The sequence below is a fragment of the Flavobacterium sp. UBA4854 genome (assembly GCF_002399805.1).
Classification (GTDB): domain Bacteria; phylum Bacteroidota; class Bacteroidia; order Flavobacteriales; family Flavobacteriaceae; genus Flavobacterium; species Flavobacterium ginsengisoli.
The window spans coordinates 14,201-24,328 of the sequence record NZ_DHEI01000108.1; the positions used below are offsets into that span (position 1 = coordinate 14,201).

Annotated in this window: 13 protein-coding genes and 1 riboswitch; all 13 genes read right to left on the reverse strand. The window is 33.3% G+C overall.

All coding sequences use genetic code 11. The features are described 5' to 3' along the window. Positions 1–575, reverse strand: a 575-nt coding sequence (locus B3J44_RS16065; protein WP_286969642.1) for a HesA/MoeB/ThiF family protein, incomplete at its 3' end; no start/stop codon positions are given. A 55-nt stretch (positions 576–630) separates the two neighbouring features. Then, positions 631–1,782 (reverse strand): 2-iminoacetate synthase ThiH, encoded by a 1,152-nt coding sequence (gene thiH / locus B3J44_RS16070; RefSeq protein ID WP_286969644.1) that lies wholly within the window; start codon positions 1,780–1,782, stop codon positions 631–633. An 85-nt stretch (positions 1,783–1,867) separates the two neighbouring features. Beyond that, entirely contained in the window at positions 1,868–2,245 is a 378-nt protein-coding gene (locus B3J44_RS16075) for a GxxExxY protein (RefSeq protein ID WP_286969645.1), read from the reverse strand. Between the two features lie 148 nt (positions 2,246–2,393). After that, positions 2,394–3,170 (reverse strand): thiazole synthase, encoded by a 777-nt coding sequence (locus tag B3J44_RS16080; RefSeq protein WP_286969646.1) that lies wholly within the window; start codon positions 3,168–3,170, stop codon positions 2,394–2,396. After that, on the reverse strand, positions 3,151–3,789 hold the full coding sequence (locus B3J44_RS16085) for a thiamine phosphate synthase (RefSeq protein WP_286969648.1): 639 nt from the start codon (positions 3,787–3,789) through the stop codon (positions 3,151–3,153). The genes B3J44_RS16080 and B3J44_RS16085 overlap by 20 nt, the downstream gene beginning before the upstream one ends. Next, entirely contained in the window at positions 3,782–4,522 is a 741-nt protein-coding gene (locus B3J44_RS16090; RefSeq protein WP_286969649.1) for a hydroxymethylpyrimidine/phosphomethylpyrimidine kinase, read from the reverse strand. Before B3J44_RS16090 ends, B3J44_RS16085 begins: the two co-directional genes overlap by 8 nt. Then, positions 4,480–5,094 (reverse strand): thiamine phosphate synthase, encoded by a 615-nt coding sequence (locus tag B3J44_RS16095; RefSeq protein WP_286969652.1) that lies wholly within the window; start codon positions 5,092–5,094, stop codon positions 4,480–4,482. Before B3J44_RS16095 ends, B3J44_RS16090 begins: the two co-directional genes overlap by 43 nt. 31 nt (positions 5,095–5,125) lie before the next feature. Further along, a complete protein-coding gene (gene thiC / locus B3J44_RS16100; protein ID WP_286969653.1) occupies positions 5,126–6,949 on the reverse strand; it encodes a phosphomethylpyrimidine synthase ThiC in 1,824 nt (607 codons plus the stop codon). An 86-nt stretch (positions 6,950–7,035) separates the two neighbouring features. Beyond that, complete coding sequence (gene thiS / locus B3J44_RS16105; RefSeq protein ID WP_286969655.1) at positions 7,036–7,242, reverse strand: sulfur carrier protein ThiS; 207 nt, start codon at positions 7,240–7,242, stop codon at positions 7,036–7,038. A 66-nt stretch (positions 7,243–7,308) separates the two neighbouring features. Then, a riboswitch (TPP riboswitch) is annotated at positions 7,309–7,406 on the reverse strand. A gap of 86 nt (positions 7,407–7,492) precedes the next feature. Continuing rightward, positions 7,493–8,053 carry a DNA-3-methyladenine glycosylase I gene (locus tag B3J44_RS16110; RefSeq protein WP_286969657.1) on the reverse strand — a complete coding sequence of 187 codons (561 nt, stop codon included), beginning with the start codon at positions 8,051–8,053 and terminating at the stop codon, positions 7,493–7,495. A gap of 72 nt (positions 8,054–8,125) precedes the next feature. After that, entirely contained in the window at positions 8,126–8,563 is a 438-nt protein-coding gene (locus B3J44_RS16115) for a lipocalin family protein (RefSeq protein ID WP_286969658.1), read from the reverse strand. A gap of 159 nt (positions 8,564–8,722) precedes the next feature. Then, positions 8,723–9,403: a hypothetical protein gene (locus B3J44_RS16120; RefSeq protein ID WP_286969660.1), complete on the reverse strand. Its 681-nt coding sequence runs from the start codon at positions 9,401–9,403 to the stop codon at positions 8,723–8,725. 17 nt (positions 9,404–9,420) lie between these two features. Beyond that, positions 9,421–10,083, reverse strand: a complete 663-nt coding sequence (locus B3J44_RS16125; RefSeq protein WP_198854529.1) for a queuosine precursor transporter — start codon at positions 10,081–10,083, stop codon at positions 9,421–9,423. Positions 10,084–10,128: the final 45 nt, after the last annotated feature.

Sequence of the window (10,128 nt, forward strand, 5' to 3'; positions counted from 1 at the left end):
AAAACACCATTTAAATTACAATTTGGGACATCTTTTGGATCTGGCATTTCTGGAAACAAATCGCGAAGATTTTTACTTCCGTTATGGTTGAAAACAGCAATTTGTCCTTCAAATTTTAAAATACTTCCATAAACAAAAGGCTTTTTCAATTCAATGCAAGTATCATTGACTAAATAACGAGTTGAAAAATTATCAGACCCATCTACAACAATATCATATTGTTCAATTATTTTTGATGCATTTTCTGCTGTAATTTTTTCGTTAATTGCCACAGCTTCAATCAACGGATTTAATTTAGAAACCACTTCTTTTGCAACAATTGCTTTGTGTTGGCCAATCTCATTTTCAGTATATAAAATCTGTCTGTGAAGATTATGAATTTCAATAGTATCAAAATCCATAATTCCAATAAAACCAACTCCGGCAGTTGCAATATATTGTAAAATTGGACAGCCTAATCCGCCTGCTCCAATTACTAAAACTCGTGCTTTTTTTAGTTTTTCCTGACCCTCGTCACCAATTTCAGGAAGAATAGTTTGTCTGTTGTAACGAAGGAATTCTTGAATAATACTCATTTTTTAAGTCTTAAAGTTTTTAAAGTCAAAAGTCAAAAGTCGAAAAAGTATTTGTCTAAGTAAAAGACTTTATGACTTTCGACTTTCCAACTTTATGACTAAATGATTTGTCCCAATCTTTCCAAACTGGTTCATAGCCTGCATTTTTTATGATTTTTGAAATTTCTTCAGCAGAACGTTCATCGCTAATTTCGAATTGTTCCAAAGATTGCGGATCAACTACATAGCCACCAGGATTTGTTTTAGAACCTGCGCTCATACTTGTAACTCCAATTGGAATAATGTTATTTCTAAATTTCTCATTTTCTCTCGTCGAAATCGAAATTTCTAAATCTTCATTCCATAATCTGTAGGCACAAATTAATTGTGTCAAATCTTTATCGTCCATAATGAAATTCGGTTCGATAATACCTTCAGCAGGTCGAAGACGCGGAAAAGAAACGGAATATTTAGTTTGCCAATATTTCTTCTGCAGATAATCTAAATGCAAAGCATTGAAAAAACTATCAGTTCGCCAATCTTCTAGACCTAATAAAACGCCCAAACCAATTTTATGAATTCCAGCAGTTCCAATTCGGTCAGGAGTTTCCAATCGATAATCGAAGTTAGATTTTTTGCCTTTGGTATGATATTTTTTGTAAACTTCCTGATGATATGTTTCCTGATAAACCAAAACCGAATAGACACCAGCTTCATGTAAACGCTGATAATCTTCTGTAGAAAGGGGCTGAACTTCAACAGAAATAATCGAAAAATCTTCTTTAATTAAGTTAATCGCATTTAGAAAATAATTGATATTTACTGTATAATTCGCTTCGCCGGTAACCAATAAAACATGATCAAAACCAGCGTTTTTTAAAGCTTCCATTTCAAGTCTTATTTCAGAATCAGAAAGTGTTTTTCTTTTGATTTTATTGTCTAAACTAAATCCACAATAGGTGCAAATGTTTTGGCATTCGTTACTCAGATAAAGTGGCGCATACATTTGAATCGTTTTTCCAAAGCGCTTTTTTGTGATTTCATGGCATTTTTGTGCCATTTGTTCTAAATAGTTTTGAGCGATAGGAGAAATCAGAATCAAAAAATCATTGAGATTGTATTTGGCTTTAGCCAAAGTTCTTTCGACATCTTTTGATGTGGTTTTATATATTCTGGATTGGATTTCATCCCAATTATATTGCTCGAAAATAGATTTGAAAGTATTCATATGAATATGTTTTTTATTTCACGCAGATTTTGCAGATTTAAGCAGATTAAAAATTGATTTTTAATTTATCGATATGCCGTGCTCTTTATATTTTATGGGCAACTCTTTTAATATCATTTAAAATATTAAGCGTGTTAAAATTTACAAGTAAGCCTAGTTTTTTATTAGCTAATCGAAGATAAGTTGCAATTTGTTTGTAATGTATTGGCGCTAATTCTTCAACAGATTTTAATTCAATTATTACTTTATCTTCGACTAGTAAATCCAGTCTAAAAGCAGCATCTAATATTATTTCTTCATAATTTATGATAACTTCTACTTGTTTTTTGACCTCTAGATTTACTTTTTCTAATTCGTAAAATAAGGCACTCTCGTAGACAGATTCGAATAATCCTGGTCCTAGATTATTATATACTTTAAAAATTGCTCCTCGCACTAGATATGATATTTCATTTTCAGTCATTATTTTTGATTTTAATTAAAATTCAAAAATAAAGAATTTTCTTTCTTTTTTGATAAATGGTTTTTAGCGAAAATTTATTGATTAAGCAATAAATAAAAATCAACTTTTAATCTGCTTAAATCTGCAAAATCTGCGTGAAACAAAATTTTTATTCATAAAGAAAAGAAGTCAACGGACTAGAAGCAGAAGCATAATTCTGCTGATTGGCAACTTTAGCTTCAAAAGCTTTTCTGCCTGCAATTACAGCTTCTCTAAAAGCCTCAGCCATTAATTTCGGATTTCCGGCGACGGCAATAGCAGTGTTTACCAAAACAGCATCTGCACCAATTTCCATTGCTTTTGCAGCATCAGAAGGCGCTCCAATTCCTGCATCCACAATAACGGGAACAGTACTTTGCTCGATAATAATTTCTAGGAAATCGATCGTTTTTAAACCTTTATTGCTTCCAATAGGTGAGCCTAAAGGCATGACAGCCGATGTCCCTACGCTTTCTAAATGTTTGCACAAAATAGGATCGGCGTGAATATATGGAAGTACAATAAAACCGAGTTTAGCCAATTCTTCTGTCGCTTTTAAAGTCTCAATAGGGTCGGGCATTAAATATTTTGGATCAGGATGAATTTCGAGTTTTACCCAATTAGTTTCTAAAGCTTCGCGAGCCAATTGTGCGGCAAAAACAGCTTCTTTGGCATTTCTTGCTCCTGAAGTGTTGGGCAATAAATTGATATTTGGATGTTTTAAATGCGATAAAATGGCATCTGTATCAGTTTCAAGATCGATACGTTTTAAGGCAACAGTAACCAATTCGCTTTCTGAAGCTAAAATCGCTTGCTCCATTTCTTCATTCGAACCAAATTTTCCCGTTCCAAGAAACAAACGTGATTTAAAGGTTTTGTCTCCTATATTAAACAATGATGTTTGCATATAATTTTTCGTTTAGTTGTTGAATTAATTTTTCTTTCTCATCACTTTCGGTAATAATTCCAGAAACGGCAATTCCATGAATCCCAGTCTCCATTAATGGATTTACATCTCTTAATGTAATGCCTCCAATAGCATAAACAGGAATGTCAATTTTATTTTTTTTCAATTTTTGAAGAATATCAAAATAGCCAGATAATCCTAAAATCGGACTCAATTTTTCTTTTGTATTCGTAAATCTAAAAGGGCCTAATCCAATATAATCACAACCATTTTTAACGTGATTTTCAATGTCTTCAAAAGTGTTTGCAGTACCTCCAATTATTTTTGAAATGCCTAAAAAAGTCCTTGCTTCGTCGATTTTGGTATCGGCTAAACCTAAATGAATACCGTCTGCGTCAATTTCTTTAGTAAGATGTAAATCATCGTTTACAATAAAATTGGCTGTGTACTTTTCGCATAAAAGTTTTGCCGCTTCCGCTAAAGTGAAAGCATCTTTTTGTGTTTGGTTTTTAAAACGCATTTGTACCCAATTGCATCCGGCGTCGAGTGCTTGATGAATATTATACAATTGTTTTTCGATAGTTTCGCCTTGCGAGATATATTGAAGTTTGCTATACATAATGATATCCGATTAAAGTTGATGTTGAACTCAAGTAATTTTCGATATAGATTTTAGCGTTTTTACAGGCTTCTTTTAATGTCTGATTTAAAGCTAAATTCGAAGCAATTGCAGAAGAAAGTACACAGCCTGAACCATGTTTTTCAAAGCATTTTTTTTCTGATGGAAGCAATTCTAATGCTTCCTTTTTTAGAAATAAAAGATCTGTTCCTAAGGCTTTTTTGTTATGTCCGCCTTTCAATAAAATGTTTGTTGAAAATCTATTTTTATTAGAAGTAAAATCTGGAAATAGAATCTCAGCTTCATGATAATTAGGCGTAATCAAATCGATTTTTGACAGTATTTTATTTAAATCTAAACGATCTTCAATATTCATAAACTCAAATTTTGTGGTCGATTTTAAAACAGGATCCCAAACGATTTTTGTTGAAGAAGAAAGCATTTTTATAGTCGAAACAATTCGGTTTAAATCAGGTAAAGAAGACACAATTCCAATTTTTACAACGCTGATTCTATAATTTAAAAACAGCGTTTCGATAGAACGAATAACAAAACTCAAATCAGTCCACTGAATTTCATAAAATTGATTTTCAGTCTGAATTGTATTGGCTGTAGAAATCGCAAAACCAGTCACTTTATGTTGCTCAAATGTTTTGATATCGGCCAAAATTCCAGCTCCTCCAGAAGGATCTAAACCTGCAATTGTGAGTGCGAAAGGGCGATTTGTTGACATAATTTAAATTGTTTTAATGGATTTTTGTTATTCCAAATGCTTCCTAAGAGAGCAACATCATCAAAGCCGTTTTCAAGTGTTTTTTGAATGTTTTCGGCATCAATTCCGCCTAAGGCAATGACTTTTGTGTGTTGATTTGTTCTTGACTTTAATGCCTCAAAAAGATCCATTTCCGGATGGTAATCTTCCTTCGAAATACTTTTAAAAACAGGACTTAAGAATGCATAATCAAATTCATTTGCTAACGAATTAAAATCTTCGATAGAATGCGTTGAAGTTGAAATTGATTCAGATTCAAACCTGCAAGGTTTTGGAAACCTTTCGGGAAATTCTTTTCTCTCTTTCTCAGAAAAATGAAATCGCTCAATACCAAGATCTTCAGCTAACTGATGATGACTGTGCAAAACCAGATTAGTACGAAATTCTAATTTGATCTGATGAATAAATTGCGCCATTTCTAATTCCGAAAAATTAGGTTTTCGAATATGAAGCAAAGACAATCCTTCTTCCAACAAAGAATGAAGAATTTGAATTTCATCTTCAATAAAAAAAGGATTTGTAATCACAATCATATCTTTCTTCTTGATTCTATTGTCTTTTCACTTAAATATAAATCTCTTTTCCTTGCTCAATAAATTCTTCTGATTTCTCCTGCATTCCTTTTTCTGCAGTCGCAACATCTCTAATTTCTTGAGATATTTTCATTGAGCAGAATTTTGGCCCGCACATTGAACAAAAATGTGCCACTTTTGCGCCATCCGCAGGAAGCGTTTCGTCGTGGAATTCTCTCGCAGTATCTGGATCTAAGGCCAAATTAAATTGATCTTCCCAACGGAATTCAAAACGGGCTTTACTCAATGCGTTATCGCGATATTGTGCTCCCGGATGACCTTTTGCCAAATCGGCAGCATGAGCAGAAATTTTATAAGTGATTACGCCATCTTTTACGTCTTTTTTATTTGGTAAACCTAAATGTTCTTTTGGCGTTACATAACAAAGCATTGCACAGCCGTACCAGCCAATCATAGCTGCCCCAATTGCCGAAGTAATATGATCGTAACCTGGCGCAATATCAGTGGTTAAAGGCCCTAAAGTATAAAATGGCGCTTCATGGCAATGTTCCAATTGTTTGTCCATGTTTTCTTTAATCATGTGCATTGGTACGTGCCCTGGGCCTTCAATAAAAACCTGAACATCATGTTTCCAAGCAATTTTTGTCAATTCGCCTAAAGTTTCTAATTCGGCAAATTGAGCAGCATCATTCGCATCTGCAATGGAACCTGGACGTAAACCATCTCCAAGAGAAAAAGCAACATCATATTGTTTCATGATTTCGCAGATTTCTTCAAAATGTGTGTATAGGAAGTTTTCTTTATGATGAAATAAACACCATTTTGCCATTATTGATCCACCTCGCGAAACGATTCCTGTAACACGATTTGCTGTTAAATGAATGTAACGAAGCAAAACTCCAGCATGAATCGTGAAATAGGAAACACCTTGTTCTGCTTGTTCAATTAATGTATCGCGGAAAATTTCCCAAGTTAAATCTTCGGCGATTCCTTTTACTTTTTCTAGGGCTTGATAAATTGGAACAGTTCCAATTGGAACCGGAGAATTTCTAATAATCCATTCTCTGGTTTCGTGAATGTTTTTTCCTGTGGATAAATCCATAATCGCGTCAGCTCCCCAGCGACAAGCCCAAACGGCTTTTTCGACTTCCTCTTCAATGCTCGAAGTCACAGCACTGTTTCCAATATTAGCATTGATCTTTACCAAGAAATTACGACCAACAATCATAGGTTCGCTTTCTGGATGATTGATATTGTTTGGAATAATAGCTCTTCCGCAAGCCACCTCAGAGCGAACGAATTCTGCAGTGATTTTGTTTTTTGGAGTGTTTGCGCCAAAGCTATTTCCGCCATGCTGACATTGCATAGCTTTGGTTTGTTCGTTTAAAAGTTCTATTCGCTGATTTTCACGAATCGCGATATATTCCATTTCTGGAGTGATAATGCCTTGTTTAGCGTAATACAATTGTGTTACGTTTGTACCTTTTTTAGCTCGTTTTGGCTGATGTAAATATTCAAAACGAAGATGATTTAAGCTTTCATCTTTCAATCGGCTTAAGCCATAATCTGAAGTTATTTCTTCTAGAATTTCAACATCATTTCGGTCTAGAATCCAACTTTCGCGTAAGCGTGGCAATCCTTTTCTAATGTCAATTTCAATATTCGGATCTGTGTAAGCTCCCGAAGTGTCGTAAACCGTTACTGGAGGGTTTTTCTCAATTCCGCCATTTGAAAGTTTGGTGTCGCTCAAAGTAATTTCACGCATTGCTACTTTTATAGGATGAATTTCACCGTCGATATATACTTTTTTAGAATTCGGAAAAGGTGTTCTGGATATTTGTTCTTCTGTTGTCATAGCTTGTATATTGTAAAATGTGAGATGTAATATGTAAATTGTAGAGAAGCGTGTAGTGCGTCTACATGTGGTTGATAAATAACAATTTAACCGCCTTGAGTCGCAGAAATAATTAAAATTTCGTCGGTTTCTTGTACAAAGAATTCGTTCCATTTGAGTTTTGGAACAACAGTATTGTTGACAGCAACAGCGATTCCGTTTTGCTTTTGCGGAATTTCGAGATCGAGCAATGATTGAACGCTTAGCGATTCAGCATTGAATTTTTTAGTTTGTTGATTGATTTTAAGTTCCATTCCTTTTTGAGTTTAGTGTATAGATACACCTTAGGAATGGCTACAAGAACGCATAAAAATGCGCGCAGAAGTCATCTTACTTTTCCCTACGCTAGTATGAACTAGATCAGGTTCAGAGGGTAAAATCTCAGCCTACAATTTTGTAGACACCCCTAAAGTGTGAAGCAAATGTAATAAAATTTTGTTTGAAAGTTTAAAGTTTCAGATTTCAAGTTCAAAAAAAACTGAAAACTGCGACTGCGACTGAAAATTATTTTTTTCTCGTAAAGCAATCTTCCACATGATCATTGACCATTCCGGTGGCTTGCATGTGAGCATAAATAACGGTCGAACCCACAAATTTAAAGCCTCTTTTTTTTAAATCTTTACTAATTTCATCTGAAAGTGGAGTAGTCGCGGGAGCATCTTTTGAATTTTTCAAATTGTTGACGATCGGTTTTCCGCCAGTATATTTCCAAATATAATCAGAGAAAGTTCCAAATTCTTCCTGGACTTTCATAAAAGCTTGAGCGTTAGAAACAGCGGCTTTAATTTTTAATTTGTTTCGAATAATTCCAGTATTCTGCATTAACTCTTCGATTTTATCTTCAGAATAATTGGCCATTTTTTTATAATCGAAATAATCAAAAGCAGCTCTAAAATTTTCTCTTTTATTTAAAATTGTAATCCAGCTCAAACCAGCTTGGAAAGTTTCCAAAATTAAAAATTCGAATAAAGTAGGGTCGTCATAAACGGGAACGCCCCATTCTTCGTCATGATATTTTTTATATAAATCGCTGGCAGAACACCAGCTGCATCTTATTGGTTCCATTTTTTATTTTCAAATATAAAAAAACCTCAGTTCATTTTTTGAACTGAGGTTTAATTTTGTTGATTGCAATAATTATTTTCTTGTATATTCAGTTAGAGCATAAACTGCATTATCATTACCTTTTGTGATTTTTAGTCTTAATGTTGTCCCATCCAATCTCAATATTTCATAAGTAATTTCATTGTTTAGAATGTCTTTAGTTTTTAAGATATTATTTGATTGTGACCATGTTCCATCATTATTATATTCTTTACATTTTGAATTTGTATATTCATATTGTAATTCCTTATAATCTCCACTTTCTAAAAATTCGATTTGATCATTGTTGCATCCACCTTCAGGGGTAATGGTTAAAAGAAGTTCAGAACCATTTAAAATGTTTCCTCTTTTTGTCAGCTCCCATTTTCCAGTAAGCGATAACGTTTTGTCAGAACTTTTTTCATCATTGTCATTACTGCTGCATGATAGTAATAGTCCTGCTGAAATAAATAAAATAGCTAGTTTTTTCATTTTTAATGTAAAAAATTAATTGTTGATATAATTACAAAATTAAGAATAATTCTTACTTTAACAATCATTTTTGTAGGTTTTTTACTATTTAAAATGAATGATAACCAAGCTTTTGTATTTATAAAATTAATTTAAGGATATCCTAGAAATGAATGGTTTTTACCTTCCAATTTGCCAACTATATCCTTTTACACTCGGAATGTAAGCAGAACGTCCAACAATTACCAAATTAGTATAGATTTTTCTATTGTATTTAATGCCAATTGCATTTCCAGAAGTATACATTTTATTGGCTTTAAAAACCACTTTCATTTTGCCGTCTTCAAGTTCGGCATCAGAAACTCTTTCAACAAGCCAAGTAGATTGCCATTTTACCGCCAGCTCATTTTCGGCTGTTTTGGTTACACTTTTTACTAGTTTGACAGCTTCTTCAGGAATTTCAAAATGCTCTGTTAGCTGTTTTTGGGTTATAGTCTGGCCCATTTTGCATTTTGCTAAGATTTTGCGAACATTAACAAAATTTAATAATTCCTCATTGACTTCTTTTTTTATAGAAACGGGTGGATTCGCAATATTATTTTCCGTTTGAGAACTTACCGTTTTAATTTCTATCGGATTTTTGATTGCAAAAGTTTTTTTTTGGACAATAGTTTTTTTTGAGTCAAATTCTTTTGGTGCAGTAGTACTTTTTGGAGCAACTTTAGGACTCACTTTTGTGCCAACTGGTGTCAATTTATTGACAGCTTGAATGACTTTTTTAGGTTGTTTTTTTTCGCCATTGCCACAGCTTAAAAATAGATAGGTAACAGAGAATAAAATAAGTAGATAATTTTTTTTCATGACCTAAATGTTTTTTTTTATTTTTTATGAGCAGGGTCTCCATCTAGATATTTTTTAATTAGATGGTGGCCTAGATAAATTGCAGGCGTTAATAAAATAGCTATTGCAAGTTTAAAAGTATAACCTATTAATCCGGAAGATATAAAGGTGTCAAAATCGATCTTTCCGGGAAGCCAAAAAGCAATCCCTAATACAATAAACGAATCAAATAATTGCGAAATTACGGTAGAGCCTGTTGCTCGGAGCCATATTTTCTTTTCGCCAGTTCTATTTTTGAAAAACCAAAATATCCAAACGTCAATGAGCTGAGAAGCCATAAAAGCAATTAAACTTCCAACAATAATCCACATACTCTGTCCAAATACTGCCTGAAACTGATCGTCATTTACGGGACTGATTCCTTTTGCAGCTGGAATAGTGATTGCCATAAAAAGTATCAAGAAAGCGTAAGCAATTAGGCAAGCAGTTATGAACGAAAGTTTTTTTACGCCTTTTTCTCCAAAATAATCATTAATCAAATCGGTAGTTAGAAATACAACTGGCCAAGGCAAGATTCCTATACTCATAACAAAGGGGCCAATTTGAATTAGCTTTCCTCCAATTAACTCAGCCACAACGGCATTGGTTATAAATATTCCTGCTAAAATTACAAAAACAATTTCTCTTCTGGTCTTAAACATTTGATTTTTGATATTGATATTTCAAAAATAAACTATTTCTTTTAA